At 67.3% G+C, this 25,774-nt stretch carries 26 protein-coding genes and 4 pseudogenes; 18 read left to right on the plus strand and 12 right to left on the minus strand.

Going from position 1 to position 25,774, the window contains the following annotated elements:
* Positions 1 to 113: 113 nt before the first annotated feature.
* Positions 114 to 383 (minus strand): annotated as a pseudogene (locus OG574_RS48580) (ATP-dependent DNA ligase); the annotation flags it as partial.
* Between the two features lie 75 nt (positions 384 to 458).
* Between OG574_RS48580 and OG574_RS48585 the strand changes: the two are divergent.
* Entirely contained in the window at positions 459 to 623 is a 165-nt protein-coding gene (locus tag OG574_RS48585) for a hypothetical protein (protein WP_326771333.1), read from the plus strand.
* 344 nt (positions 624 to 967) lie between these two features.
* Here OG574_RS48585 and OG574_RS48590 read toward each other — a convergent pair whose 3' ends face one another.
* Positions 968 to 1,249, minus strand: a complete 282-nt coding sequence (locus OG574_RS48590) for a hypothetical protein (protein ID WP_326771334.1) — start codon at positions 1,247 to 1,249, stop codon at positions 968 to 970.
* 561 nt (positions 1,250 to 1,810) lie between these two features.
* Here OG574_RS48590 and OG574_RS48595 point away from each other — a divergent pair.
* From OG574_RS48595 to OG574_RS48605, 3 genes are all read left to right on the plus strand, one after another.
* Positions 1,811 to 2,200, plus strand: coding sequence for a hypothetical protein (locus tag OG574_RS48595; RefSeq protein ID WP_326771335.1), 390 nt, complete (start codon positions 1,811 to 1,813; stop codon positions 2,198 to 2,200).
* 99 nt (positions 2,201 to 2,299) lie between these two features.
* Positions 2,300 to 2,503, plus strand: a complete 204-nt coding sequence (locus tag OG574_RS48600) for a helix-turn-helix domain-containing protein (RefSeq protein WP_326771336.1) — start codon at positions 2,300 to 2,302, stop codon at positions 2,501 to 2,503.
* Between the two features lie 384 nt (positions 2,504 to 2,887).
* Entirely contained in the window at positions 2,888 to 3,337 is a 450-nt protein-coding gene (locus OG574_RS48605) for an SsgA family sporulation/cell division regulator (protein ID WP_326771337.1), read from the plus strand.
* A 93-nt stretch (positions 3,338 to 3,430) separates the two neighbouring features.
* Here the strand turns inward: OG574_RS48605 and OG574_RS48610 are convergent, their stop codons facing one another.
* On the minus strand, positions 3,431 to 3,649 hold the full coding sequence (locus OG574_RS48610; protein ID WP_326771338.1) for a hypothetical protein: 219 nt from the start codon (positions 3,647 to 3,649) through the stop codon (positions 3,431 to 3,433).
* Positions 3,650 to 3,888: 239 nt separating this feature from the next.
* Here OG574_RS48610 and OG574_RS48615 point away from each other — a divergent pair, with 239 nt between their 5' ends.
* Complete coding sequence (locus tag OG574_RS48615) at positions 3,889 to 4,110, plus strand: hypothetical protein (RefSeq protein ID WP_326771339.1); 222 nt, start codon at positions 3,889 to 3,891, stop codon at positions 4,108 to 4,110.
* Between the two features lie 1,176 nt (positions 4,111 to 5,286).
* Positions 5,287 to 5,499, plus strand: coding sequence for a DUF4287 domain-containing protein (locus OG574_RS48620; RefSeq protein WP_326771340.1), 213 nt, complete (start codon positions 5,287 to 5,289; stop codon positions 5,497 to 5,499).
* Between the two features lie 540 nt (positions 5,500 to 6,039).
* On the opposite strand, the gene OG574_RS48625 is transcribed toward OG574_RS48620, so the two are convergent.
* The gene (locus OG574_RS48625) at positions 6,040 to 7,005 is read right to left on the minus strand and encodes a protein NO VEIN domain-containing protein (RefSeq protein WP_326771341.1); all 966 of its coding nucleotides are present in this window, start codon (positions 7,003 to 7,005) and stop codon (positions 6,040 to 6,042) included.
* A gap of 508 nt (positions 7,006 to 7,513) precedes the next feature.
* A pseudogene (locus OG574_RS48630) lies at positions 7,514 to 7,933 on the minus strand (dienelactone hydrolase family protein); the annotation flags it as partial.
* A 101-nt stretch (positions 7,934 to 8,034) separates the two neighbouring features.
* On the opposite strand from OG574_RS48630, the gene OG574_RS48635 reads away from it, so the two are divergent.
* Complete coding sequence (locus OG574_RS48635) at positions 8,035 to 9,156, plus strand: mechanosensitive ion channel family protein (RefSeq protein WP_326771342.1); 1,122 nt, start codon at positions 8,035 to 8,037, stop codon at positions 9,154 to 9,156.
* Positions 9,157 to 9,467: 311 nt separating this feature from the next.
* On the opposite strand, the gene OG574_RS48640 is transcribed toward OG574_RS48635, so the two are convergent.
* The gene (locus tag OG574_RS48640) at positions 9,468 to 9,710 is read right to left on the minus strand and encodes a superinfection immunity protein (protein WP_326771343.1); all 243 of its coding nucleotides are present in this window, start codon (positions 9,708 to 9,710) and stop codon (positions 9,468 to 9,470) included.
* 729 nt (positions 9,711 to 10,439) lie between these two features.
* Between OG574_RS48640 and OG574_RS48645 the strand changes: the two genes are divergently transcribed.
* From OG574_RS48645 to OG574_RS48680, 8 genes and pseudogenes are all read left to right on the plus strand, one after another.
* Complete coding sequence (locus tag OG574_RS48645; protein ID WP_326771344.1) at positions 10,440 to 10,652, plus strand: hypothetical protein; 213 nt, start codon at positions 10,440 to 10,442, stop codon at positions 10,650 to 10,652.
* Positions 10,653 to 10,675: 23 nt separating this feature from the next.
* Entirely contained in the window at positions 10,676 to 11,056 is a 381-nt protein-coding gene (locus OG574_RS48650) for a hypothetical protein (protein ID WP_326771345.1), read from the plus strand.
* Positions 11,038 to 12,297 (plus strand): nucleotide sugar dehydrogenase, encoded by a 1,260-nt coding sequence (locus OG574_RS48655; protein WP_326771346.1) that lies wholly within the window; start codon positions 11,038 to 11,040, stop codon positions 12,295 to 12,297. The genes OG574_RS48650 and OG574_RS48655 overlap by 19 nt, the downstream gene beginning before the upstream one ends.
* 278 nt (positions 12,298 to 12,575) lie before the next feature.
* The gene (locus OG574_RS48660; protein ID WP_326771347.1) at positions 12,576 to 12,749 is read left to right on the plus strand and encodes a hypothetical protein; all 174 of its coding nucleotides are present in this window, start codon (positions 12,576 to 12,578) and stop codon (positions 12,747 to 12,749) included.
* 29 nt (positions 12,750 to 12,778) lie between these two features.
* Positions 12,779 to 14,065, plus strand: coding sequence for a glycosyltransferase family 2 protein (locus OG574_RS48665; protein WP_326771348.1), 1,287 nt, complete (start codon positions 12,779 to 12,781; stop codon positions 14,063 to 14,065).
* A 237-nt stretch (positions 14,066 to 14,302) separates the two neighbouring features.
* A pseudogene (locus OG574_RS48670) lies at positions 14,303 to 14,541 on the plus strand (NUDIX domain-containing protein); the annotation flags it as partial.
* A 242-nt stretch (positions 14,542 to 14,783) separates the two neighbouring features.
* Positions 14,784 to 15,380 carry a DUF4352 domain-containing protein gene (locus OG574_RS48675; protein ID WP_326771349.1) on the plus strand — a complete coding sequence of 199 codons (597 nt, stop codon included), beginning with the start codon at positions 14,784 to 14,786 and terminating at the stop codon, positions 15,378 to 15,380.
* 199 nt (positions 15,381 to 15,579) lie between these two features.
* Positions 15,580 to 15,996, plus strand: a complete 417-nt coding sequence (locus OG574_RS48680; RefSeq protein ID WP_326771350.1) for a hypothetical protein — start codon at positions 15,580 to 15,582, stop codon at positions 15,994 to 15,996.
* A gap of 424 nt (positions 15,997 to 16,420) precedes the next feature.
* Here the strand turns inward: OG574_RS48680 and OG574_RS48685 are convergent, their stop codons facing one another.
* The 6 genes from OG574_RS48685 to OG574_RS48710 form a co-directional block, all read right to left on the minus strand.
* Positions 16,421 to 16,972, minus strand: coding sequence for an SUKH-4 family immunity protein (locus tag OG574_RS48685; RefSeq protein WP_326771351.1), 552 nt, complete (start codon positions 16,970 to 16,972; stop codon positions 16,421 to 16,423).
* 11 nt (positions 16,973 to 16,983) lie between these two features.
* Complete coding sequence (locus OG574_RS48690; RefSeq protein WP_326771352.1) at positions 16,984 to 18,519, minus strand: nucleic acid/nucleotide deaminase domain-containing protein; 1,536 nt, start codon at positions 18,517 to 18,519, stop codon at positions 16,984 to 16,986.
* Between the two features lie 96 nt (positions 18,520 to 18,615).
* Positions 18,616 to 20,097 (minus strand): hypothetical protein, encoded by a 1,482-nt coding sequence (locus OG574_RS48695; protein WP_326771353.1) that lies wholly within the window; start codon positions 20,095 to 20,097, stop codon positions 18,616 to 18,618.
* 188 nt (positions 20,098 to 20,285) lie between these two features.
* Positions 20,286 to 21,164, minus strand: a complete 879-nt coding sequence (locus OG574_RS48700; protein WP_326771354.1) for a nucleic acid/nucleotide deaminase domain-containing protein — start codon at positions 21,162 to 21,164, stop codon at positions 20,286 to 20,288.
* Positions 21,165 to 21,276: 112 nt separating this feature from the next.
* Positions 21,277 to 21,768 (minus strand): hypothetical protein, encoded by a 492-nt coding sequence (locus tag OG574_RS48705; RefSeq protein ID WP_326771355.1) that lies wholly within the window; start codon positions 21,766 to 21,768, stop codon positions 21,277 to 21,279.
* A gap of 248 nt (positions 21,769 to 22,016) precedes the next feature.
* Positions 22,017 to 22,205, minus strand: a complete 189-nt coding sequence (locus OG574_RS48710) for a hypothetical protein (RefSeq protein WP_326771356.1) — start codon at positions 22,203 to 22,205, stop codon at positions 22,017 to 22,019.
* A gap of 376 nt (positions 22,206 to 22,581) precedes the next feature.
* Here OG574_RS48710 and OG574_RS48715 point away from each other — a divergent pair, with 376 nt between their 5' ends.
* The 3 genes and pseudogenes from OG574_RS48715 to OG574_RS48725 all read left to right on the plus strand — a co-directional run bounded on the left by OG574_RS48715 (position 22,582) and on the right by OG574_RS48725 (position 25,725).
* Positions 22,582 to 24,321 carry an AIPR family protein gene (locus OG574_RS48715; protein WP_326771357.1) on the plus strand — a complete coding sequence of 580 codons (1,740 nt, stop codon included), beginning with the start codon at positions 22,582 to 22,584 and terminating at the stop codon, positions 24,319 to 24,321.
* Between the two features lie 153 nt (positions 24,322 to 24,474).
* A pseudogene (locus OG574_RS48720) lies at positions 24,475 to 25,306 on the plus strand (IS5 family transposase).
* Positions 25,303 to 25,725, plus strand: coding sequence for a hypothetical protein (locus tag OG574_RS48725; RefSeq protein ID WP_326771358.1), 423 nt, complete (start codon positions 25,303 to 25,305; stop codon positions 25,723 to 25,725). Before OG574_RS48720 ends, OG574_RS48725 begins: the two are co-directional and overlap by 4 nt.
* Positions 25,726 to 25,774 lie beyond the last annotated feature (49 nt).

Below are 25,774 nucleotides of genomic sequence, written 5' to 3' on the forward strand. Positions count from 1 at the left end.
GGTCGCGCTGTGAGCACGCTTGAAGAACTCGCGTGTACTCCAGTTGCGTATGAGGCGGGGAGCACCGCGGCGAGTTCGCGGGCGCGGGCCGGGCCGGAGGCCGCGCGGGACTGCGCGGCTGCGAAGTCGCCCCTCCCTTCGTTGTAGACCACCGCCTCCCCGTCGAGGACCGTGCCGGGGCGTAGCGAGTTCATGCCGGTCACGGCCAGATCCATCCACGCTGAGGTGACCGCCCGCCCGGACCTGGCCTGTAGCCGGACAGTCTCGGCATCGCGCCACATCACGGTGCGGTGCCCGTCGAACTTGATCTCGTACCACCAACCCTTACCGCGGGGCAGCGTCGGCACGGCCTCGGCGAGGGCGACAGCGACGGGGTACTCCACAGGGCCAGCCTGCGGCAGCCGAGCCGGGGATGCGCGCTGGCCTCCGCTGCGCGGAGAGGCCCGGCGGTGCGCCCTATGTCCGGCCGATGCTGCTGCCGGGCCGCTCCCCTACTGCTGGCGGGCTTCGGTGTTCTCCCGGATGGCATGCGCGACGTCCAGCAGCGCGTACGCGACGGCCGCCAGGCCCTCGCCGATCGCGTCGGTGCCGCCACGGTGACCACAGGCGGATTCGCGCGTTAGAACTGCGTGACCACGACGACCCAGCCCGCTCCGGTCACCGGCCGCGAGGAAACGGTTCCGCCTCCGCCTGGTGAGCCGATCTTTGCGGCGTTGGCCGCCCGGTGGAGTGCGCAGGGGCGTGTCGTGCCGGGGCAGGTGGACCGGGAGTGGGTCAGGCTGGCAGAGAACTGCCCGTGGCCCACCCGATAGGCCAGCGTGGTGCGGGTCCCTCTCCCCCCATCCCCGCACCCGCTGTACCGGCCGGCAGCCTCGCCGACCTGCCCGGTAACCGAGGCTGCTGGACCGGCCGGGCAGGGTTGGCCCATCCCTGCCCGGGGCAACGGACTTGCTGGCTGGGGAGGCTTCTAGGCGGTGTTCGTGGCGAAGAGGCGTTGTGTCGCCGTGGTGGCTCCGGTCAGGCTGAGGGGGATGTCGAGGCTCTTGCACGTGCGATGGGCGCGGACGAGGACGCTGAGTGTGGCGGGCGTCGGTTCCCCGGCGGGGACCTGGACGGTGACGCGGCGGGGCGTGTGGGTGTGGACGAGGGCTTCGATCTCGACGGCGGCCGCGGCCCGGGTGTTGACGTCGACGTTGTGGTGCAGCGTCACGTGCAGGGCGTCGCCGTCGACGCTGTGACTGGTCAGCATGATGGCCTCCGCTCGCCGTGTCCTTGGGCCGTACTCCGTCGGGCGGGCTGGAGGGAGTACGGCCTTCCAGGATGACAGTCGGGCGGCGTTACGGCAGCTCACGGTCTGTCCTGGGCCGGTCGCGTCGCACGTCCAGGCCACGCCGGGGCCGGTGATCGGGGCGCCGAGAGGGCGGCTGTTCGGTCGCGTGTGCGGCGATGTACTGGTCCGCGCGGTGCGGGCCCGGCCCCCACCGCGCCCGCACCGCACCCCCACGAGGCCGCAGGCGCCACCCCCGTCGGCGCCGCGCTCCAGGCTGCCCGTTGGTGGCACCGAGGTTGGGGCCCCGCCGCTTGGGCAGCCCCACCAGTCCATCACCTCGGCCGGTTCGCCAGAACCCCGCCCCGGCATGAAGCCCTCCGTGCACCCAAAGGGGCGCGGCCAGGGCTGTCGGTCACGCGGTCCGGGGAAGGGGAACCGGGGCCGTTGTCGCGCACCATCTCAACGCCCGGCCTGACCCGCGAGGGGACACGCTCCGGGGCCACGCGGCGCCTGCGTCTGTCTCCTGGGAGGATGCTTGTCATGGAGCCGCTGCCGACGCCCTGCCCCGCCGACCGGATCCCGGACGCAACCGGCATGGACGCCTTCAACGCGGCGTGCAAGGCGGCCAAAGAGCAGCGCGTCGTGTTCATCGCGGTCGAGCAACAGGGCCCGCAGTGGGCGGTCAAGGCCGACGCGCTCACCGCCCCGCAGCACACCATCCCCACCACCGCCCATGACGCCGTGCGCGAGGCCGTCGCCCGTCTCATCCGCTCCCGGGAGATCCGCCCCGACTCCTCCGCCGGCCCCGTCGACTTCGTCCTGCACGACGTGGACAGCGAAGGACTGGCCCGTGAACTGGCCGCCGCCCTGCACGCCGCCCTCTACGGCGACCTCGAACCCCTGGCCCGCGCCGTGTCCCCCACATCCTGACGACGCACCCGGCCCAGGCAGCGAGATCAGTGAATCCCTGACGGGCGCCGACAGGGTGCGCGATGATCGCCCTCTGGACGGGGCAGCGAAGGAGAGGTTGTGGACAAGGGCAAGCGGATCACCGGTGCAGCACGCGACAAGCTCGCCGCCGAGCTGAAGACCGCATACGAAAGCGGCGCCTCCATCCGGAGCATCGCCGACAGCACAGGACGCTCGTACGGCTTCGTCCACCACATCCTCACCGAGGCAGGCGTCACCCTGCGCCAACGCGGCGGAGTCACCCGCAACAAGTCCAGTTCATAACGGTCTGCCGTGAACCCCACGACCGGAATGCCGTAACCGCACCGTCCGCCACGGCCGGGTAGGCCTTCACCGGCGCGGTGCTACGCACCGCGTCGGTAGCGCACCGCAGTTGGCATGACGCGCCTTCGCCAAGGCAGAGCCAGTGCGTCGATGCGCGGCATCCACGCACCGGATCGCTCTGCCGTCGTGCCCGAGTTCACACGTCGTTGGGATGCGGCTGTGAGGTGGTGTGTGAACCTTTCCGAACATGTTGCGAAGGGTTGGCGCCCAACCCGGCCGGTGTCGAGGACATGCCCGGCTGCATGGCTAGGTTCGATCTTCGAGACGTACGTGCGATGACGCACGAGTCATCGGCGTGCCGCAACGGGGAAGGGAATGGCCAGGGTGAGTCCTGACAGTGACAGACAACTCGAGGGCATCGCACGGGGGTTCGTCACCCTGCCCGGCGGCGAACGCGAACGGTGCGACATCACGCTCAGGTACTCCACCGACGACCCGCTCGTCGTCGGCCTGACCGTGTCCCGGCCCGGCCACGGCAGCGCCGGCTGGGTCATCTCGCGGGACCTGCTGTCCGCCGGCCTCACCGGTACAGCGGGCATAGGAGACATCACCGTGGAGCCCGTGGCAGAGCAGAGCTCGCCGCTCGGGGTCCTGCTGCGAGTCCGCAACGAGGTGGGCGAGGCCCGCATCCACATCGACCACCAGGCGCTGCTGCTCTACCTCGAGCGCAGCCACGCCATGATGCCCTTCGGCAGTGAGGCACAGTCGAGACAGGCCGACGCGGAACTCGACCAACTGCTCGACGAGGATCAGGACCCGCCCGTCGTGCGGTAAACGAACCGCCTTAACCCCCCGCCGCGGCGGCACAGAATCGCCGGCGCCGGAGCTGCCATCGAATCCACGCCACCGGATGGACCCCGGATAACCTCACATCTCCCTGACCCAGACGAGCCTCCCCGGGCTGGCCGCCGCTGAGGGCCCGGCGTTCGGGGGACGCCTCACGACGCGGGCGCCTCGGGCCACCCGGACCGGGACGTAGATCACGAGGATCAGTGCGTGACTGACCCCAAGGTGAACTTCGCGGGCGAACAGCAGCATGTCGTCGTCGATGACCTTCGGGCGTCCGCCGTGGGCCAGTTCGCCCACTTGCCGTGCGCCCTCCCCCCCCGACCCTGGAGCGACAGACCGGCAGGCAGGGGGACGGGCATGGCGAGGCGTAGGGGTGTTCAGCCGCGGGACCATCGGGGCCGGTGGACTCGCCGGCCCAGCTCGTCGGCGCCGCCGTGGTGGTTTCTCGTCGCGGTCGTGGCGATCGTGCTGATCGTCGCCGCCACGCAGTAGCGGGCTGCCGTCGGCGCATCGCAGGCCCGTGGCAGAGTGCGCCTGTGGATGATCAGACGCAGTACCGACTCACCCTCCTCTCGGGCGGCCGCATGGTCATGGAAGGCACCTGGTTCGACGCGGCAGTCGCGGACCGCAAGTTCCGGTCGTGGATCGGCGAGTACAGCGGGCTGAAGGACATGCGGATCGTCCTCGAGGAGCAGGCCGGCCCCGCCGGGGAGTGGCTGGTCGTGAAGACCTGGCCACAGGAGACGGGCGCTCAGTAGCGCCGGCGGGGTGTAAGCATGCCCATGCACGATCAAGACTGCGCTGACGCGCCGCCGGTTGCAGCCCGCGCCCACTTCGGGGCGGACGGAGCGGACACCACCCCTTGGACTCCGGATAAGCTCACATATCCGGGATCCAGACGCTACGAATCCTGGTACGGAAGAAGCGGCATGACGGTCACTCAGGGGCGTGCATGACAAACACGGACCTGTCGGTCAGTGTGAGCACCACGACCCGTCAGCTCGGCGTCCCGGCTCCCGGACGGTTCGCCCCGGAGACCGAGGCACGCCTCGACCGGCTCGACCGCGACGCGCCCCGGCACGTCGAGGGCAGCCGGCCGAAGAAGACCCGCGACGGCTACACCGCCGACTGGAACGCCTGGCCTGCTGTCGTGCCTGCTCGTCGTCTGCGCACAGGGCGCGCAGTTGGCCGGGAACATCGGCGGCCGTCCCGTGGGCATGGTTCAGTTTCGACCAGTGCACTTCGTCCAGGCTGGCCAGCAGGTTGTCGTCCGCAGTGATCACGGCCGCATGATGTCAGACACCCCGACAACGGTACCCGACCCCACCGGCGGTTCAACCGGCCCTCCTGTCCGTGCAGTTGAGGCACCGGCTACATCCCGATGACCACGGCCCCGGCAGATTTCCCGGCCCCGCCACAAGAGCGATGGTTCCGGAGCCGACCCCAAGCGAGACAGGGTGCGACAAGGCGGCCTCTCCTCCCGGGTTGGGAACCGGCATCCTTCAGGAATCTGCCGAACCCGTCGGTTTCGAGTGTCGGGGACAGCATGGTGAAGTTGGCCCGTGGATCGGGCTGGGTGGCCCGCGAGGTAGCGGGCGAGGCGTGTTCCGTGCGATCGGACGAGGTGCTCGTGATCTAGCGCACCTTGTCCAGACCGATGACTTTGCCGGTTCCCGTCGGTCAGATGAAGACACCACCACGCGAGGAAGGCTCGTGCATGACCCAGACGCTCAGGGCAGCGCAGCACGCCGCTTCGCGGCCCCCGCCGCCTCCGTCCTGGCCATCACCGCCGGCGCGGGTCTCGGCCTGCTGTGACCCACCGCGCTGACGACCCGCCTGACCACCACCCCGGCGAACCTTTAACCGGTGCCGACCGCCGCTCCAATGAATCATCGACAGCATCAAGATCATCCAGACAGGAAACGAGGACACCCGTGGCCACCCAAGTGAAGGGCCCTGCCAGCTACTTCCCCTCCATCGAGAAGAAGTACGGCCGCCCGATCGCCGAATGGAAAGAGCTCATCCGCGCCGCCCCCCTCAGCAAGCACATGGAGCTCGTCAACTGGCTCAAGTCCGAACACGGTGTGGGCCACGGCCACGCCAACGCCCTCGTCGCCCACACCATCGCCGAGGACGCCGGCAAATAGCCGGGCACCGGCACCGCGAGCGGGAGGTCCACTACAGGCAGGGCGTCCGGCCACGGCAGCCACCACTGCAGCCAAGCGCGTCACGCATGATGACCCTGCCGCTCAACTCCGGCTCCCCCGCACCAAGCACCTACCACCTTCGGCGCTATCCGCAGATACGCAAAGGGGCCGTCCACCACGCGTGGGTCCCAGCCGAACCTGCCGGCGAAAGCGTCCACTGCGTCCACCGGCACGTCCCGGTGCGTGAAGCACTGCGCCGCACCTTGGAGCAGCACGACATCGAAGGTGTCCGGCAGTGACAGGCGCACCCTCGGATCTATGCGCACCTTACGCACCATCGCCAACGTCACGCTCGCGCACACCCAGACCGCATCCCCGTCCCACACGAACCACAACGGGACCTGGCGCGGGCAGTGATCGAAGTGAGCTGTCGCCGGGCGCCCCGTCTGATCAGGCACCCGTGGCAGCCTGGCGCTGCGGGGCAGGTGTCTGGGCGTCAAGCCCTTGGGCTTCTCTTGCCGCGACCGGGCCCCGCGGGGGTCAGCCGGTGGTGTCCGGGAGCCGGTACTCGTACTTGCGGGGCCTCAGGTCCTCCTCGGCCGGCTCCCAGTCGGTGAAGAGCGTGATCTTGTTGCCGCTGGCGGTGTAGGGGTCGGTCTGGGTATCGACCTTGATGTCGCTGACGACGTAGAGGTCGACGGTGTTGTCCTTGTCCCTGGCGTGCAGGACCTCGTTGATCGTCAGCTCTACGCTCGTCGCGGCTCCCGTGGTGCCTTTGACCTCGACATGGAGTTCTTCCGTGCCGCGGGTGCAGCGCAGGTCGTAGGGCTTGCCCAGCCTCTCGACCGTCCAGCCGTGCTTCTCGTAGTGGGCAACTGCGTGGTTCTCTGCGTGCAGTTCGATGGCTTTGCGTTTCTTCGGGTCGGAGATGTAGCCGGCGCCGCGGCGGCGCCGCTGGGGCTTCTTCTTGCCCTCCACCTGTTCCGCCGTGAAGCCCGGTGACTTGTCCAGGGGCACGTCTTCGGGCTCGTCGGGGTCGAAGGGGATCCTGGCCAGCTCCAGGAGGCGCTGGGCCGGCATCTGAACGAGCTTGCCCATGCCCCGGTCGGTGCCTGAGCGGCGGATGGCGTCGCTGCCTGCTTCGGTGAGCGGTCCCTTGGGGCCCAGGGGGATGTTCTCGAGCCGCGCGAGGGGTTCGATGCCGAAGCGCTGGGGGTACTTCAGGCGCCGCTCGGCCTCTTCGTCGGGCCAGTGCCAGGACCGGCCCTCGTAGAAGCCGCCGCGGACCTGGAAGAGGTAGAGCGTTGCGGTGTCCTGAAGCCAGTTCTCGAGCTGGACTCGCGGCGAGGCTCCGGTGGCCAGGAGCGCGAACTGCGGGTGGGCGTCCCTGTATTCGGGTTTTTCCTCGGGGAAGCCCCAGGACAGTGTCTCGATGCCGTGGACGAGGTTGCGCTGGGCTTCAGTGCTCTGGCCGACATGGACCATGACGAACGTCGAACTCTTCATGCAGGGCATCATAAGCATGCCCTTATCGAGGTGTCGATAGAGTTAGTTTTGAAAGTGTGCATGGGTTCAGGATCCAGCAGATGACGTCAACTCGCAGTCTAGGGACGGCCACTGACAATCCGGCAGGTCCGCTGCCAGGAGCAGGTCACGGTCAGGGACCAGCCGGGCCGGCGGGCGGTACAGGTGGCTGTGGGGGCGTGGAAACCCGGGGAAAGAACGTGTCCGACCAGACGGCGACCATCCGAGCCCGACAGCCTCACCGTCCCCTCCCCCACGCCACGCGCCGGGCACATCGGCCACGGGCAGCAAGGGTGGTGGCGTGTGCGGCGGCTGGCCGGGTGGGTGAGATCGCGGCCCGTGTCAGTGACCCCTCGTTCCTCCAGGCGTGCGCGGCCCGGTACATGGCGGCCGGGTTCGGAATGCCGGAACCCCGCGGGGCAGCGAGCGGGCGCGGGCAGCAGGCGCGGGGACGTGATCTTTCGGGTGTCGGGGGTGCTACCTCTACCTCGTATCGGGCGCTCAGCCAGTCGTCCGTCTCGAACTGGTCCGGCTCGGCGACGTGCAGCTGGACCGGCAGCTCGTCCACCGAGGCGCTCTCCGCGATGCCCGAAGTGCCGTGCAGGAGCAGCAGTCCCCGGGCCTGTCGTCGCCCAGGGCGAGGGTCTGCGCGATCGACGCGCCGACGGAGAAGCCCACGTACACCAGGCCTCGCTCGGAGCAGGGCACGGCGGCGAGCACGGCGCGCTTGAGGAGCTCGTCCTTGCCGATCTCCTCGTTGAAGGCCATTCCCTCCTCCACGGTGTCGAAGGTGCGGCCCTCGAAGAGGTCGGGTGTTCACACCTCGTGCCCCCGCGGCACGCAGCCGGTCCGCCGCGGCGCGCACCGCCGGCCGCAGCCCGTAGGTGGAGTGAAGGAGCATGACGTTCATGGGCTCCATGGGGCCAGCCTGGACCGACGACGCCGCACGGGCCCGCGTGGCGGCTTCCGGCTCCAGGTTTGGACCGCGACGGGCCGGTTACGGTCGGGGGCATGGAGAACGTACTGCGCCCGGTGATCGTCGTCGGCGGCTCGGTCGTGCTCACGCTGCTCGTCGGGTGGGCCGTGGACCGGCTGCTGCGACGCGCGGACGGCCGGCACCACGAGACCCCGCTGTGGGGGCTGCTCCGTCGCGGCCGTGTCCCCTTCCAACTCGTTCTGTGCACCGCCATGCTCAGAGGGTCTTACGCGGAGGCCAAGCTGCTGGAGGAGCACTCCATCGGCATCGGCCGGATCCTGACGCTGACCCTCATCGGCTCCACGGCCTGGCTGGTGGTGCGCATCGCCGCCGCCATCGTGGAGACCTCGTACACCCGCTACGCGACCGCGCACCGCGACCCCGCCCGGGTCCGCCGGGTCCGCACCCAGGTGTCGCTGATCCAGCGGGTGGTGTCCGCGATCGTCGGTGTGGTCGCGGTCGCCGCGATGCTGCTCACCTTCCCGGCGATGCGGGCGGCCGGCGCCTCGCTGCTCGCCTCGGCCGGCGTCCTCGGCATCGTCGCCGGTGTCGCCGCACAGTCCACGCTGTCGAACCTCTTCGCCGGGCTGCAGATCGCCTTCGGCGACATGGTGCGCCTCGGCGACACGGTCGTGGTGGACGGCGAGTGGGGCACCGTCGACGAGATCACCCTGACCTTTCTGACGGTACGGACCTGGGACGAGCGGCGGATCACGATGCCCGTCTCGTACTTCACCTCGAAGCCGTTCGAGAACTGGTCGCGTGGCAGCGCCCAGATGACCGGCATCGTCTTCTTCCACGTCGACCACTCGGCGCCGGTGGAGGCCATGCGCGAGAAGCTGCGCGACATCCTGCGCGAGTGCCCGGCCTGGGACGGACGCGACTACGGGCTCGCCGTCACGGATTCCACTCCTAACACCATGCAGGTGCGCGCCCTGGTCACGGCCAAGGACGCGGACGATATCTGGACGGTGAGGGTCACGGTCCGTGAGCGGATGATGCGCTGGCTGACCGAGGACCACCCCTACGCGCTCCCCCGCGTCAACACGGCCGGCGCGGCACCGCCTCCGGGCAGGACGCTGCAGGGCCCGCGCCGCGACCAAGACGGCGCCGCGACCCACTCCTTCGAGCCACGCACAGGCACGGGCCGCGGCTAGCCCCATGCCGAGGCCGCCACTGCCCCGCCACATCGCCGACTGCGCACCCCGCGGCAGAGTCCAGCCGCCCGGCGAAGGGCCACGGCTGCTGCACACCCACCACGGCCAGAGCCCACCCGAGACCGCCGACGGCGCGCACACCAGCAGCCGCAGCCTGCTGCTTTGGCGAGTCCGGGCAGCGCGTGCGCGAGTACGTGGTCACCGACCAGCTTGAGCAGGCGTTCCGCGGCTGCGACCGTGGACGGCATGACCACCACGGTGGAGGCCAAGCGTCCCTTTGAGTGTCATTCGGCTGCTCTCTCCCCTTGCCTCTAGCTCAGGGCGGTGCCCCTCGGGACGTGCGGGGGTGTGATGTCAGCTGCGCGGGTGCGCATCGTCATCGCCATGTACAGGGCCACGAACCACAACACGCCCGTGATGCCAGCCAGGTTGACCACGACAACCAGCCACAGGCGTGCCACCTTCCTGCGGTAGGCGATCACCGTCGGCGCGATGAGGAGAAGGAACGCTGCTGTGACGAAGAGCAGCCCAAGGGGACCTATGTTCGAAAGCACCAGGTCACCCTATCCGTCGACCGGTCGGCGGCAAGGGTGTTGCCCGTGGCCCGTCACCAGGCGCCGCACGACCCGATGTACCCGGTGATCCGCCATCCCCCGAGGTGAGACAGCAGGGTGGGGCGCCTCCCGGCTGAGGCGCCCCGCCTCGTCATCGCAGTCTCATGACGGTGACAACCGAATATCTGGTGGTGCCCGCCGCGACCTCCACGACCAGGCCGTGCGGGAGCGTGGCGTGGCCGAATTGACCGCCCGCGACAGTCGGACCGCATGACGATCCGGCATGCGCATTGCTGGCGTGAACCTTTCGGCTTCCCTGGCTTGAACGCATCGCAGGCCACGTTTCCTTGTGGGCTGCGCCGCCCAAGTGGCGCGCCATGGCTCCGGTTTTATATTCCGCTTCTTCATTGAATTTAATTGACCGTTGGCCATGGATCGGGGCGATCGTTGGCCAACGATTGGAGGGTGAGCGGCACTTGACGGTGTGACAGGTGTGACGTGAGAGGCCGTTTGGCGCGGGTGCCGGAAATTGAATGTCGCAGTTGTGTCACGGGATTCGATCATGCTTGTGTGTCACTGACCTGGCATTACTCTCCGTTGCCGTACCGGATGGTGCCCCTCCGGTGGGCATAGAAAGCTCTTTCAAAGTTCAAGGACTGCACGGAACCTCCACAGTTGCTCCTATCATTTTTTCCATCCAACGGCCGTTCCCACGGGGGGGATATACGTATGCCTGGACACGCTCAGCTTGCGCAGACGGGGGCTCCGGTTCTGGTGATCGGTGGCATCAGCTATCCGATCGGCGGCTCGATGTTCGCCACCGCGGCGGGCCTGCTCTGCTCGGGTCTGCTGTGCATTCGTTTCGGGTTCCGCCGCACGCTCGCCGCCGACGAGGCCACGTCCACGTCCACGTCCACGTCCCCAGCGCGGCACGGCAAGTGAGTCGCCGTCAGCGCAGTGCGCCGGTGCTGAGCGCCCATCAGCACCGGTCCGCGACCGTCGTCATGGGCATCATCGTTGTTCTGTCGGCCGCCGCGTGGGCCACGCATCACGCAGTGGTCGCCTTCGCCACCGACGCCGAGACTCGCAGCCAGCTCACCGTGGTCTGGATCAGCCTGTTCCTGGTGTTCCTGCTGCAGGCCTTCATGTACCACCTCGAGCGGGTACCGCACCTGACCGGCCGCGCCCGTCGCCGGCTGGACGCGCTGCACGTCTCGATCCTGATACCCGCCTACAACGAAGACCCCGGCTACCTGCGGCTCGGCATGGAGAGTTTCCTGCGCCAGACCCGCATGCCTGCGAGCCGGATCAAGGGGAGGACACCACCATGCACATCTGCGTTCTAGGGCAGGGCTATGTCGGCCTGCCTCTGGCCCTGCAGGCCGCCGAGGCCGGCTACATCGTGACTGGCTACGAACCCGACCAAAACCGCTGCCAGCGACTGGCCACCGGCTCGTCCTACATCGAGGACATCGACTCGACTCGTCTGCAGGACGTGCTGCAATCGGGGGCCTACACCCCGACCTCGGATCCGAAGGATCTCAAGGGTTTCGACGTCGCCGTCATCACGGTACCGACACCGCTGACCGACCGTGCCCCCGACCTCAGTTGTGTGCGCGAGGCCGGCCGAACCCTGGCCAGATGGCTGGAGCCGGGCGCCACCGTGGTACTGGAGTCGACCACGCACCCCGGTACCACCCGCGATGTGCTCGTCCCTCTGCTGGAGGAGGGCTCGGGCCTCATCGCCGGACGCGACTTCCATGTCGGGTTCAGCCCCGAGCGCATCGACCCCGGCAACACGCTCTGGCGTCTGGAAAACACGCCCAAGATCGTTGCTGGTCTCACACAAGCCTGCCTGCGCCGCGTGAAGGCCTTCTACGACTCCGTCACCGACGTCACCGTGCCGGCCTCCGGTCTGGAAGAAGCCGAGCTGGCCAAGGTGTTCGAGAACACCTACCGGCACGTCAACATCGCCCTGGTCAACGAACTCTCCCGGATGGCACACACCCTCGGCGTGGACGTCTGGCACACCCTGGAGTTGGCCGCGACCAAGCCGTTCGGGTTCACCAAGTTCCTGCCCGGCCCCGGCGTCGGCGGACACTGCCTGCCCATCGACCCCGTCTACCTCAGCCATCACGTCAAAACGCAGCACGGGCAGACCTTCAGGCTCGTTGAGCTGGCCCAGGACATCAACGAAAGCCAGCCCGACTACGTGGTGCGCCGCCTGCAGGATGCACTCAGCCGCCGCTTCCGCCGCAGCGTGCACGGGGCCCGCATCCTCGCCCTCGGCGCCGCCTACAAGCCCGGCACGTCCGACGCCCGCCAATCACCGGCCATCCAGGTCATCGACCGGCTGCGCGCCATGGGCGCCGATGTCACCGTCGTCGACCCCTACCTGACCGAAGGCGGCCGCCGGGACATCCCCTTCGCATCCGCGGGAGACGGCACGAGCGTTGCCGACTTCGACGCCGTCCTCCTGCTCACCCAACACGGCGAATTCGACCTCACGCAACTCGCCGCCGAGGCCGCCTACGTCCTCGACACCCGCGGCGTCATGACGCGCGCCCAGCACATCGAGCGGCTCTAGAGCACAGACGGAACAACAGCGGGAGAGCTCCGCCCCGTCACGCGGTCGAGCTCTTGGCGCGGGAGCCGCTGTGAACGTCCTGGACCCCCACGGACGACGTGGGACGCGGGAGCGAGATCCCGGTCGAGGAGTACGACGCTGTGGTGCCACTCACGCCCCACAACACCCTCGACCTCACGAAAGTCGCCGACCAGGCGGCCTCCGCTCCGGCACACGCGTGGTGCCATGCCGGCCCGCGACAACGTCGAGCGTCTTTGACGCTCGGAAAGGAGGAACACATGTACGGACACAATGGTGTGGGTGCCGCGATCGGCACCGCCACTGGAGGAGCCGCTCTCGCCGCCACGGGCGGCACGGCGCTGGGGTGGATCGTATTGGGAGCCATGCTCCTCGTGATCAGCGGCGTGGCGGTCTTCCGCCTGGCGACCCGGACTAAGCGGGTGACCGCTTGAGCACTTCATCACGGGCGAGATTCACCGTGGTGACTGCTGTGGTGGTAGCGGCTCTGGCCGCTGCCACCGTGGTGGTCCACCTCCAGTCGAAGAGCCCGATCCTGACGTTCTACTGGTGGCTGGGCATGATGGTGATCGTGCTCTGCCTGGTCTCGTTCCTGAAGGGCCGGTCCTTCACACACCTGCCCGTGGCTCGCGGCCGCACGGTAGCCATCATCCCGGCCTTCGAAGAGCCCACGGACAAACTGCACCGCACCGTGTGGTCGCTGCTGGCCCAGACGCATCCCCTCGATGAGATCCATGTGATCGACGACGGCTCGCAGCAACACCCCGTGGAGCCCTTCGACCACCCCCAGGTCTTCTGGCACCGGCAGGAGAACAAGGGCAAGCGCGGGGCCCAGGTCACGGTACTGCGTCACCTCCAGGCGCAGGGCAAGCACTTCGACTTCGTCCTCACCATCGACTCAGACGGCGAGCCCTTCCCGGATGCTCTGGAGCAGCAGCTCCGGGCCATGAGCAACCCGCGGATTCAGGCCACCACTGGGATGATCTACATCCGCAACTTCGAGGAGACCTGGGTCTCCAGGGCTGCGGACATCGACATCGGCACCTCGTGCGTGATGATGCGCTCCTCGCGCTCCATGCTCGGAGCACTGGAGACCACGTCGGGCGCCTTGGCCCTGTACAGGGCAGAGCTGCTCTACGACCACCTGGACGCTTACGAGGTGGAGTGCGGAACCGGGGACGATCGCTGGCTGGCGCTGAGGGCCCTCATGCGCGGTGAGGTCGTGGCCGTCAATGAGGCCGGCGTGGTCACTGACATGCCCACCACGCTGAAGAAGACCTACCGCCAGCGTCTGCGCTGGGCCCGGTCATGGTGGTGGATGCTGCCGTTCGTGTACTCGCGGCTGTCCCTCAAGCAGCTCATCTCGCCGACCTTCGGTCTGCTCCAGCTCGTCATCACCCCTGTGATGCTGGCCTGGACTGTCGTGATGACGGTGATGACCCTGGGCGGCCGATACCACAACCCCGGCGTGGCCCTGGTGTACCTCGCGGTGTACCTCGTAGTCCGATACGGCCAGTCAGGTCTGTACGTACTCATGCGGCCGGACATGACCACACGCCAGCGGTGGCGCTCGTGGCTTGTCGGAACCCCGTCGTCCGTGTTTATGAACATCGTGCTGCTGTGCCCCACCCGCTACTGGGCTCTGTTCAAGCTTCGTGACAACGCGTGGCAGTCGCGAGGACTGACGGCCAAGACGGCTCTCCCCAAGGGGCGCCACCGCGCCGAGTCCAAGAACGTGATCAACGCCTAGCCCTTCTCGGCCTCCAAGCCCTCGCCATCAACGCGATGGTCTACAACCGCAACCGCGCGATCGAGCACCTCGAATCCGTTCCGGCCGCGTAGCGCGGCCTACTTCTGTGGCCTCGGCTGATCACCGGCGAAAGCGATGCCACCCCATCGGACGTCGCATCCGCAATCGCCGACGCGCACCCCCGAGCCGCCAGCAGCGTCGGCACTTTCCCCGACCTCAACAACCCCCCAAGGAAACATGAACCCGAAAGTCGCAAAACCCCTGATCGACACCCATGTCATCCTCCGCGACGGCGACAAGCTGCTCTTCTCCCAACGCGGCGGCCCCTACGGCTACGGCCGTTGGCACCTGCCGTCGGGCAAGCTCGATCAGGGGAGCCCCTGCGCTTGGGCGCCGCACGGGAGCTGCGCGAAGAGACCGGGGTCACCGTCGACCCGGACCATCTGCGCCTAGTGCACGTCGTCCACCACCACCAGGACAACACGTTCTTGGTCACTGCGGTCCTCGCGAATTGCTGGGGCCGCTGACCAACCCATGAACCCGTGCGCAGCAGAAGACACCGAGCACGCCACCGAGTGCAAGGCCAGTCGCGGCGGCTACTACCCGGTCAGGAGAAGCCGGTCCCGTGCGCGCCAAAGAAAAAGTAGCGGCGGTGTACAACCATCCGCCTCCTTCACAGGTCACACACATGTCGCTCACAGAAAGGGCACCCTTGCCAATGAACCGCGCCGCCAAGACCGTTGCAGCCCTGCTCCTCGCGGGCCTCCTCCCCCTCACCGCCGCATGCAACAGCGGCTCCGAGGTCACCACCACTCCGAACAAGAAGAGCGACATCAAGGCGGACGACAAGCCCGCCAAGAAGCCGGCCGAGAAGCCGGCCAAGGAAGCCGCAAAGAAGGACGCCAAGACCGGCGACACCATCACCCTCAAGGGCATGGAAGACGGTAGTCAGCTCGACGTCACCGTCGTCAAGGTCGTCGACCCCGCCAAGAGCAGCGACGACTTCATGACCCCGGAGTCCGGTAAGCGCTGGATCGGCGTCCAGTTCAAGCTCGTCAACTCCGGCACCAAGGCGTACAACGACAGCCCCTCCAACGGGGCTCAGGTCGCCGACGCCGAGGGACAGCAGTTCCAGTCCACGTTCGGGGACATCACGGCCGGCCCGTCCATGTCGTCCAGCGTCAAGCTGACCCCTGGCGGGAAGGCACTCGGCTGGATCGTGTTCGAGGCCCCGACTAGCTCGAAGGTGACGCAGGTGCAGTTCGCCATGGACTCCGGCTTCTCGGACCAGACCGGCCAGTGGGGCATCGGCTGAACCGCCGCTGATCCAGGCCCCGCTGCGCCCCCGTCGCGGCGGGGCCTCACTCCACGCACCCCGCGTGTTCCAGGCGCACCGACGGACGAGCGCTGACACACTGAAGTCCGGGCCCCGCCACGTTCCCCCGTCATTGCGGGGCCCCTCTATGCCACAACCTGAACACTCCAACTTCACACGGTCCCCACATCTGCGCATCATGCCCACCACTACACCGAACCTGGGGGACACCATGCGCCGCACCGCCACCGCCTTACTCGCCGCCGCCCTGCTCGCCAGCCTCACCGCTTGCGGCGCAAGCGAGGACGGGAAGGCGACCACGACACCAAAGGCCAAGCCGACCATCAGCAAGGAAACCCGTTACCTCAAAGCGGCCCACGAGATCACCTTCAACGGGGAGCCGTCGGACGACGAGTTGACCGCGTTCCCGCCACAGTGGTGCGACGGTCTGAACACTGGACAGCTCCTCGGCGAGGGCAACTTGTACCCGATCGGCGACGACTGGGGGACGGTGAAGCAGGACGCGTACACACTTGTGGCGACGGGGACGAAGGCGTATTGCCCTGAGAATTTTGACGCCGTGCGTGACGAGCTGAGAGATGCCGGCGCGTACTGATCTCGCATCCCACCGTGGCCCCGCCTGGAGTTCCAGGCGGGGCCTTCGTTATGCGGTGGGTTCAGCCGGTGCGCGCTCGGGCAGGCTGGCGGCTTCACACCGCGCGCAGATGAATCCGGCTGGCGGCGCGCCATGGCAGTGCTCACAGTCCGCCGGCGGCTCCAGCAGTTGCTCAGGGCTAAGTCCGAAGACCTGTGCCAGCGCCACGAGTTCGTCAACGTCGACACGGCGCGTCCCAGCATCGATCCCGCTAAGTTCGAGGACGGGGATTGGGTGGCCTGCTCGGGCGGTCCGGTCGGCGACCTCAGACGGTTGTGTGCTGCGTTACAGCGGGGGGAGTACACGCCCGACAGGCCGAATGCGCCCACTGGTTCGTCTGGTGACCAGCACGGCTGATACGAGGAATCTTGGTGGGGCGTTGCAGTTACCAGATCCCGTCGAGGATTTCATCGAGGATGGTGTTCCACTCTGATTCGTCATCTTCGAGGGGGGTGGCATCGAAGGCGGTGACGGCCTCGCGGAAGTGGTGAACGATTACTTCAGTGTTGTCTTTGTGGGCGTGAGCATCCTGGAGTTTGCGGAACTCGGTCAGGCAGTAGGCGAGTGATTCCACGTCGCGGTGCAGCGGCAGGCTGTCTTCTTCGCCCTCCGGGTAGCCGTGTACGGCACCGGAGTCCGGGTCGATGACGATGAGGGTGGTGCGCAGGTAGCCGAGGGTCTGCCAGTGTCGGCGTTCGGCCGGGCAGTCGAAGTCGTCGTCCTCAAGGTCGAAGAGGGCTCCGAGCTCGACGGGGTCGGGGTCCTCGAGTCCGATGTCGGCTCGTGTCTTGAACAGGCGCATGTTGGGGATGCCGACAGCGCTGAGGAAGGCTGCTGTGGCGGGTTCCAACGGCGTGCCTGTGTGTTGAGGGAAGTACACGATGTTGTCCAGGCCGTGAGCGCGCACGAGCTGGTCGGCGGTCAGAGTGCTCTTCAAGGGATCACGCCTCAGTTCTTCCCGTGCGCCTTCTTGAGCCGGTCCATGTAGGCCGCGTGCTCTTTGTTCTGGGTGGACTTGTCACTCTGATCGTAGTCGGCGGCATGGGTGACGGTCAGGTCGGGGTTGGCCGGCTTGAAGTAGTAGTCAAGCCATTTGTTGCATCTTGGATTCTTCTGACATGGTTCTCTTTCTGTGAAAACCTCTTGCAGGCCTGACTGTGCTCCGTTGTGCAGTAGGGGGTGGCCGATGTTGCGTTCGGAGTGGAACCGGTCGTCGCTGTAGCCGACGAGGATGGATTCCTGGTTGCTTTTCGGGTCGATGTAGCGGCCGGCGGCGTAGTTCCCGGCCCCGTAGTCGTCGCGGGCCTTGCGTGCCAGCTGGGTGGCCTGGCCGAGGTCGTTGGTGAACGGGTCGACCTTTTTGGAAGTGACGACGCCGGTGTGCCCTTTGCCGGTGCGCCACTTGCGGAGATCCTTGTCGGTCTGGGGGCGCCAGACCGTCCCGTCCGGCTCGATAATGCTGGTCAGGTTCCTGCGGTCTGTCGCTGTCAGGCCGTCCGAATCGATCTGCCCGTTGGGTAGTAGCCGGTCCACGGAGCCGTCCGAGTTGAGGATGTAGGTCCGGACGTCCTTGCAGCCGTCGAGGTCGCGTTTGGTCTTCTCGTCGCTCTTCTTGTGTTCCTTCTTGGAGTCGTCGATCTTGCCGCCGTGCTTCTCCAGGACGTGGACGGTTTCGTCGGTCTTCTTCTCGACGGCGTCCTCGGCCTTGTCCATGACGGTGGACAGTTTGTGGAAGCGGCTGTCCTTCTTGACGGAACTGCGGCGCTTGGCACCGCCGGTCTTGTGCGCGTTCTTCTTCTTATCGAAGTTGCGCTTGGTCTCGTCGTAGCCGCCCGAGGCCTTCTCGAACTCATCGAACTCGATGGCCAGGTCCTGGGCCATGTCGGCGCTACCGGTGGCGTAGCGGGAGAGGTCGTTGTCGTCGTGGGCGTCGAGCTGGTCGGTGAACAGGTCCTCGATCTTGCCGAGGATCTTTGCCTCGATCTTGTCAGTGACGACCGAGGTGATCTCGCCGATGGCGTAGTCGATGGCTTCGTGCAGGGCGAAGCGGCAGGCGGCGATGGCTGCTGCGCTGAGCAGGCCGCTGAGGCCGACGGTGAAGAACATGCCGATGACGCCTGCGGTGGCGGCCGCGGCGGCGGTGCTCAGCTCGGCGATGCAGGCGATCTTGCAACCTTCGATGAAGCCGGCGCAGTCGTCGAGGGCATCTGCCAGATCGTCGAGGGCTTTAATGAAGGTGGTCAGGTCTTTGGTGGTGAGTTTGCCCCAGCGCCGGTCGAGCGCATCGACGGTCTTGCCCTTACTGCGGCCGGCGACGATATGAGAGCAGGCCTTGTTGCCCTCGGTGATGACGTCGCGGATGCCCTCGGCCAGGTGGCGGTAGTCCTTGGCGCTGCCGCGGACCTCGTCCTCGTCTATGTTGGGCCACTTGACGCCGACGAGGTCGAGCACCTCGACGAGCTCGTCGGGCAGCTTCTTTCCCACACATTGTCCTTCCCCCGTAAAGCTTCAACCTCCCTACCCTTTACGGTAAGTAAAAGATCGTCAACCGTGGACCGTTCTGTTTGAGCCCCGGTGGGTTCAGCAGGGGCGCAGGCAGCCGACCATCTCATCGGTTCCAACAATCAGGCTGCCGACGGCGGTTAGGGCGAGGGCATGCACCGCCGAGCCCAGGCGCAGGGGGCGCACTGTGCCGGAGCTGAGCGAGTGGTGCTCGACCAGGCCGTCCGTCCAGGCGATGGCGAGCGTGGGCTCGCCTTCAACCTGTGCGGCGGCCAGGGCAGAGACCGCAACCTCCCGTGTGGCAACCGGTGTTGACAGTGGATCATGACCGGGCGACCAGACGCGGACGTGGCCGTCGGCCCCGCCGCTGTACACCAGGGGCAGGGGATCCGTGTCGTCCGACGATTTGACGTCCATGACTGCCAGGGCTGTGACGGGCGTCGGGTGAAGGGTTGCCACTTGCGGCCGGGCTGACGGCTGGTCCAGTAGATGGGCGTGCACACAGCCGGCTCGGTCCGCGGTAGCCAGCAGGGTGCCGGATGCGGCGAGGACCTGGCCTGGCTGGCGTGCCAGGTGGGCGCGGACAGTGTCGAGGAGTTGTTCCGTGGGGCTGGTTCCGTCGTCCAGGAGGGCCTGGATGCCGGTCGGTTTGGGCGCCGCGGGGCTGTGCTGGGTGTCCAGGTGGCCCTGACTGTTCAGGGTGAGGGCCATCCCGCCGGGCAGCACGGCCAGGGTGCGGGTCGCGGGGAAGGGTCTTGGCAGGCGGCCTTGAGGGGCTGCGTCGGCCGCGCTTACGGCACGCACAATCCCTCGGTGGTCGGCCATCAAGACGGTGCCGTCGAGCGCGTCGCGTCCGGTCGCCAGCGCGCGGACGGGGCCGGGCCAGGGCGGTCTGACGTCGCCGCTGGCCCGGCTCCAGACGAGACGCCAGGGGGCGTCTTCGGCGAGCTCTGCCAGATGGTCCGCCAGGCGTGGGTCGGCGTTGTCGCCGAGGGCGGTCTGGAGGATGAGGGCGCGGGTTGCGGGGTGTGGTTCGTTGGTGAGCGACTGGCCCGCGCGCAGCCAGGCAGTGCGCAGCCCTGCGTGGTCTGTGGGGCTGGTCTCGTACCGGGTGGTCACCGTCATTGGGTCGGCGCCAACGACTTGAGCCGGGTCGTCCAGATCGATGGCAAAGTCCGGCGTCTGCGGGTGCTGGGCGGGGACGGCAGGATTGGCTGCTTGCCAGGCAGCGAGGCGGGCGGCGTCAGTCCACTGGTCGTGGTCGAGGTCCATGACGGCCGGTGCGCGTGTGCTGAGCCGTGCGGCCGGTGGGCTGTCGTGGGTCACTTCGACCAGGAGTCGGACGTGCTGCAGGTTGGCCAGGGCCAGGGCCAGTTCGCTCAAGGACTCTGGGTCTGCCGAGTGGTCCAGGTCGGGCAGCACGATCGTGGTCGGCCGCTGGTCGGCTGCCAGTGCGGCTATCAGCTCGCCGGGAGTGCGGGCGGCGGCGCCGAGCTGATGGGCCAGGTCCCAGACCGCGCCGTGCAGGCCGATGCCGTGCAGGGGGGCCACGGCGTGCACACGGCGCTCGGTAGATGTGCCAGGCCGTGAGCCGTGCGCGACCAGCCAGGCCAGCAGTTCCGATTTGCCGCAGCCTGCACTGCCAGTTACCAGGCACATGCGAGGTGCGTCCGAGTCTGTCAGCCAGGCCAGCAGGGCGGCCGCGGCCGGCTCCCGTCCGGCTGCCGGCCGCCGCCAGCTCTGGATGCTCACCGCCGGGCCTGCTGCGCCGCGTAGGTGATCAGTTCCTTGAGGCCTTCCTCGCGGGACGCCGCTTCCGGCCCGTAGTCGAAGCTGTGGGTGAACTCGGCGTGAGGGAAGGTGCGTTGCAGCCAGACGGCGCAGTAGTGGCCCGGCATCATGCACGGCTGCAGTTCGCAGTAGACGCGGCGGACCTGTTCCGGCGCAATGCCCTGTTCCTCGAGCCGGCTCCAGAGAAGTTCCTCGGGGTGGGCGCGCCCCGGTCCGGTGGCGTCGGTGACGATCTGCTTGCTGCCTGCGTCGTCGAGGTACTCGAATGCGGAGGAGAACGGGAAGTTCAGGGTGTGACGGACGTCGTCCAGGACACGCGGCCACCAGCGTTCGCGCGCGTCGAACGCCGCCTCGTCGATCAGGCGCAGTTCAGCGTTGAGTTCGCGGAACGCGGCCGCGGCCACCGAGAGGTCCCTCGATGCGGCGATCACGGGCAGTCGGCGGTCCAGGCAGGCGAGTTGGGCGGTGAACGCGGCCAGGCTCGAGGAGACCAGCATGTCGTCCTCCCCCACCGCGTCCAGGAACACGGCCTGCACGGTGCCGTCGGGACGCACACACAGGTGCGCCAGGCGGTCGGTGCCGATGCGCAGCCAGTCGGTCATGTCGGCAGGCGGCGGCTCAAGGTCATGGTGACCTGCGAACACGCCGAGCGTGAGGGCGTCCGAAGGGCTCGCCGCGGTGAAGTAGGGGGCCACGATGAGCGGCACTCCCACGCTCTCCAGCTGCCGGCGGGCTCCGTCGGGCAGACGTACCCTGTAGGCGCCAGGAACAGGAATCCGGCGCATCCCGTCGGGGCCGAAATGGTCAAGCGACGAGTCCTGCACGGGCCCGGACATGAAGACTGCCTCTCTCCTGGCGACGACATCAACGACGCATCAAACGGCGCTGCAGCCATCGGGCGACTGCAGCCGGTGTAGGGAATCCCGACCTGGGCCCCATTGGCCCTTGTTACCGCTGTGCGCGCACTTCCTTCCAGCGCGCAGCGAGGTCCTCGGTCACGGTGTAGAAGAACTCGGACTTGAACCCGTCGCTCTGGCCCGGACCTTCCTCCCAGGACATGGGCCAGTTACGCCGCCGGTAGTGCTTGTGCACCACGCGGGTGAACGCGGCCAGCGAGCCACGCAACTGATTCCGCTCGACCCCGAGCCTATCGACCAGAAACGTGTAGCCCACCTTGCTCCCCGGCTGCTCAGCCAGAACGTCCAGCAGACCGATCACGGTCTGCACCGAGGCCAGTTGACTCGCGGCCAGGTCCCCCAGGTCCTCGACGCCCCACTCCCGGTACGGCCAGCCGCCATCCCCGTCCGCCCCAGACACCTCCGAAGGCGCCGCAGGCGAAGGGACCGTCGCCCCGGACAGGCTCGCCAGGAACGCGTACACCTGCGTGACGTACTCCCGCGGAACCGGCACCGAAACAAACTGCTGATCAAACTCTGCCATGACTCCCACCCCTCTCCCCAGAAGCCGCGTACACGCGGCGGCACCAAGAAGACTGACAGAGACGCAACTCTCTTGTCTACCCAGACAGAAGAGTCTACGGGTAGACCGTCTAGCAGGTGAGGACGTATGCCGCCGCGGCATCACACCGCCTGCATGCGCAGCAACACCCTTCATCAGCCTGCAATGCATAGGCCGCGCCAGGCATCGGGCGGCAGCCGCTCGCCGTCAACCATGCGAATCGGCGCCACTCACTGGCGCAACACCGGTTCCAAGCGCAATTGGGTGTCCTCTCGGTCGAATACATGAAGCGTGTCTTTAAGCAGTTGACGCCAGCCGCCGGTCAGCTCATGGAGACGCACCAGGCGGTCCTCCGTGTGGAACATGTTGACCCACTGAGCCCAGCCGCGCAGGCTGCGGGGGTCGCGGCGGCGCAGCACACTGGAAGCGGCCGAGGTGGGTTCGACTCCCGTCAGCAGGGTGCGTCACAGGGCCAGCTGGGTGGTGCCGGTGACGAGGACGACCGCGCGGGTGCCACCCGGGGGGGCGGGCAGCAAAGTTTCGGCCAGGTCGACGGCCTCCCGGCAGGTCTCAGGCCGCACCGGGTCCCGGTAGTTGACGAAGTCACTGATTACGACACGTTGTTCGCCAGGGCGTCCACCGGTGAGCACCTGCGTACCGCCAGGTCGAAGTGGCACCGACACGAGAGCATCTGCCCCCTTCCTCCAACTCCTGTCGGTGTGCAGGGTGTTCACCGTGACATCAGCCTGTCAGCATCTCTTTGTCCGGGTTCTGGCTCCTTGATGGAGGTGCTGCATGACGTCGGCCCAAAACAATGACCAGCGGCTGCTGGACCGCATCCTGGAGGACCAACACCGAAAGCTGGCGCCTGAGAAGAGCCGCGACGACTTCTTTACCTTCTTTGCTGCCGACAAAGCACTGCAGGACTGGGATCTCGACACCGACGAGATCATGGACGGCATCGTGGACGGGGCGCACGACTGCGGCATCGACGGCATCTGGACCTTCGTGGACGAGCGCTACATCACCGCCGACGCTCATCAGTTCCTGCCGTCGCGGGCGGGGAAGATCGAGCTGGTGATCCTGCAGGCGAAAAACACCTCGGGCTACCAGGAAACCGTAATCGAGAAGCTGCACTTCCATCTGCCCGCGCTGCTGGACATGAGCCGCGACGAGGACGACCTGGCCAGCCACACCAACGCCAGACTCCTGGACCGCACACGGCGCTTCCTGCACATCCTCGAAGAACTGGCGTCCTCCTTCCCCCAGGTCCGCATCAAGGTGATCTATGCCAGCAAAGCATCCGAGGCGCCGCACCCGAATGTGAAGGCCAAGGGCGACCGGTTACGCAGGGAAATCGCGAAGATCACCTCCGATTCCGAGGCCACCATCGAGTACCTCAACGCCGCAGATCTACGCGAGCGCACCGCCCGGGGTGCCAAAGCTGTCGCACAACTGGTCTTCACCGAGACCCCGATGAGCACCTCGCTCGGCGAGGGGTACGTGTGCCTGGCACGCCTGGACGAGTACTACCGCTTCATCACGTCCGGCAACGAGGCGTTGCGGCTGGAGCTGTTCGAGTCGAACGTGCGCGACTACGCAGGGTCCACCGCGGTGAACAACGCCATCGGTGAGACCCTCAAGTCCGGGACCGGCGAGGACTTCTGGTGGTTCAACAACGGTGTCACGGTGGTCGCGGACGCCGCCCAGATCGCCGGCAAGAGGATCGTCGTCAAGGAGCCCCAGATCGTCAACGGGCTGCAGACTAGTCACGAAATCTACAGCTATTTCCAAAGCGGCGGCCAGCACCGTGACCGCTCGCTCCTGGTCAAGGTCGTCGTCGCCCCCGAGTCCGGCACCGCCCGTGACCGCATCATCCGAGCCACCAACAGTCAGACACAGCTGCCTGCCGGTGCCCTGCGGGCTACCGAATCCATCCAGAAGGATATCGAGGAGAGCCTCACGCACGCCGGCGGCTACTACTACGAACGCCGCGCCAGCTACTACCGCAACCTCGGCTTCCCACTTGAACGGGTTGTCAGCATGTCCCGTCTGGCACGGGAGTTCACGGCCTTCGTCCAGCATGAGCCGCACACGGCGTTGCGGCACTCCGATGCCCTGCTGCTGGATGATCAGCACTACACCCAGATCTTCTCGTCCCGACACGACCTGGACATCTACCGCCTCTGCCTCGATGTCCACACCAGGCTGCGCATGTTCCTCACCCGGTACGCCGAAGACCGGCCGCTGCTGGGCGATTCCCTGGAGAACTGGCTCTATCCCCTGGCCTCCATGTCCGCCTACACCCTCACCCGGCTGCGCCAGCCCACCACACGAGATCTCCTCAACATCGACCTCGCCCACCTCAGCGACGACCTGATGACCCGCATGACCGGCACCCTGGAGCAAAACTTCAAAAGTGCCCTACGCCACAGCAAAGCCGGCGGCGTCGACCGCATCGCCCGAACCCCCGACTTCACCACAAAACTCCGCCAGGCCATCATCTCCCAAAGCCGCTATCACATCGAACGCTGACCGAAACCCGAGCGCTACAGGCCCCGCGAGTGCCAGTCCCGCCGACACTCAGAGGGCGGTATGTGACGTGATGCCACGTTTGTTGTCGCTGGAACGTGTGGCGCAGGCGCATCGGGGCTGATCGGGGAGTCCTGTCGTGCTGGAGTGTTCTTCGTGAGCGACCGCCAGCCCTACAAGAGCGACTTGTCCGACGAGCGGTGGGCTCTGATCGAACCCGTCATCGCCTCCTGGAAGGCTCAGCATCCCTCCGTCAGCGGCCACCAGGGCGCCTACGAGATGCGGGAGATCGTCAATGCCCTGCTCTACCAGTCCCGTACCGGCTGCCAGTGGGACTACCTCCCCCACGACCTGCCCCCGGTCGGTGCGGTGAAGTACTACTTCTACAAGTGCCGCGACGACGGCACCGACCAGACCATCCACGACCTGCTGCGCTGGCAGGTCCGCGAGAGCCGGGGGCGCAAGGCCGACCCGAGCCTGGTGGTGCTCGACACCCAGAGCCTGCACGCGGCCGTCGGGGTGCCCGCCGACACCACCGGAAGGGACGCGGCAAAATAAAGTCCCAGGCCGCAAGCGCGGCCTGGCAGTTGATGTTCTCGGTCTGGTGATCGCGGTGGTGGTGCTGGCCGCGTCCGCGCACGACAACGCCGCCGGCATCGCCCTGCTGGACAAGGTCGCCGCCGACACCGACACGGTGCACAAGGCCCTGGTGGACCAGGGGTTCAAGACCGCCGTCATCGACCACGGGCAGAAAGTGGGCATCGACGTCGAAGTCGTCGAGCGCAACCCGGCGACCAGCGGGTTCGTCCCGCAGCCCAAGAGGTGGGTGGTGGAGCAGGTGAACGGGATCATGATGCTGCACCGCAGGCTGGTACGGGACTACGAGCACCGGCCCGCCTCCGCCGAGTCGAGGGTGTACTGGGCCATAAGCGACCGGATGGCCCGGATGCTCACCGTGACCTCCACCCCCACCTGGCGCGGCGCATGAGCGGCAGCGAGCTGACCTTGGGAGCGGTGCTGGCGCACCTGGAGGAGCAAGAGCGCGAGATCGCCGTGCAGGCCGAGGCCACGCGGGGACGCATCGCGGAACTCACCGCACAACTGGAGGAGTTCGACCGGGTCGCCGAGGAGGTCCGCATCACCCGCAAGACCCTGCAGGCGCTGCCTGATCCGTCCCCGCCGACGCCGCCGGCCGCGAAGCTGCCGGACCATCCGGACTACCGGCAGATCATGGCGGTGTCCGCCGCGGCCGACGCCCCGCTGCGGGCACGGGCGGTCTGCGAGGCGATGGATCTGGAGATCGCACCCAGCAACGTCAACAACGTCCGGCTGAAGCTCAAGCGGCTGGTCGAACGCGGGATCCTGATCGAGACCGAGCAGGGGTTGTTCACCCAGCCACGGCCATAGCCACCCGGAGAGGCCACCACCAGCCCGACAACCCCAGCCGCAAGCGCGA

The sequence above is a fragment of the Streptomyces sp. NBC_01445 genome, from assembly GCF_035918235.1.
In the GTDB taxonomy this organism is placed as follows: domain Bacteria; phylum Actinomycetota; class Actinomycetes; order Streptomycetales; family Streptomycetaceae; genus Streptomyces.

What these genes read in the sequence shown, in the direction of transcription:
- OG574_RS48585 (WP_326771333.1), top strand. Translation starts at nt 459, where the DNA reads ATGTCCGGCCGATGCTGCTGCCGGGCCGCTCCCCTACTGCTGGCGGGC.
- OG574_RS48590 (WP_326771334.1), bottom strand. Translation starts at nt 1,249, where the DNA reads ATGCTGACCAGTCACAGCGTCGACGGCGACGCCCTGCACGTGACGCTG.
- OG574_RS48595 (WP_326771335.1), top strand. Translation starts at nt 1,811, where the DNA reads ATGGAGCCGCTGCCGACGCCCTGCCCCGCCGACCGGATCCCGGACGCA.
- OG574_RS48625 (WP_326771341.1), bottom strand. Translation starts at nt 7,005, where the DNA reads ATGAAGAGTTCGACGTTCGTCATGGTCCATGTCGGCCAGAGCACTGAA.
- OG574_RS48635 (WP_326771342.1), top strand. Translation starts at nt 8,035, where the DNA reads ATGGAGAACGTACTGCGCCCGGTGATCGTCGTCGGCGGCTCGGTCGTG.
- OG574_RS48645 (WP_326771344.1), top strand. Translation starts at nt 10,440, where the DNA reads ATGCCTGGACACGCTCAGCTTGCGCAGACGGGGGCTCCGGTTCTGGTG.
- OG574_RS48655 (WP_326771346.1), top strand. Translation starts at nt 11,038, where the DNA reads ATGCACATCTGCGTTCTAGGGCAGGGCTATGTCGGCCTGCCTCTGGCC.
- OG574_RS48660 (WP_326771347.1), top strand. Translation starts at nt 12,576, where the DNA reads ATGTACGGACACAATGGTGTGGGTGCCGCGATCGGCACCGCCACTGGA.
- OG574_RS48675 (WP_326771349.1), top strand. Translation starts at nt 14,784, where the DNA reads ATGAACCGCGCCGCCAAGACCGTTGCAGCCCTGCTCCTCGCGGGCCTC.
- OG574_RS48680 (WP_326771350.1), top strand. Translation starts at nt 15,580, where the DNA reads ATGCCCACCACTACACCGAACCTGGGGGACACCATGCGCCGCACCGCC.
- OG574_RS48700 (WP_326771354.1), bottom strand. Translation starts at nt 21,164, where the DNA reads ATGTCCGGGCCCGTGCAGGACTCGTCGCTTGACCATTTCGGCCCCGAC.
- OG574_RS48705 (WP_326771355.1), bottom strand. Translation starts at nt 21,768, where the DNA reads ATGGCAGAGTTTGATCAGCAGTTTGTTTCGGTGCCGGTTCCGCGGGAG.
- OG574_RS48715 (WP_326771357.1), top strand. Translation starts at nt 22,582, where the DNA reads ATGACGTCGGCCCAAAACAATGACCAGCGGCTGCTGGACCGCATCCTG.
- OG574_RS48725 (WP_326771358.1), top strand. Translation starts at nt 25,303, where the DNA reads ATGAGCGGCAGCGAGCTGACCTTGGGAGCGGTGCTGGCGCACCTGGAG.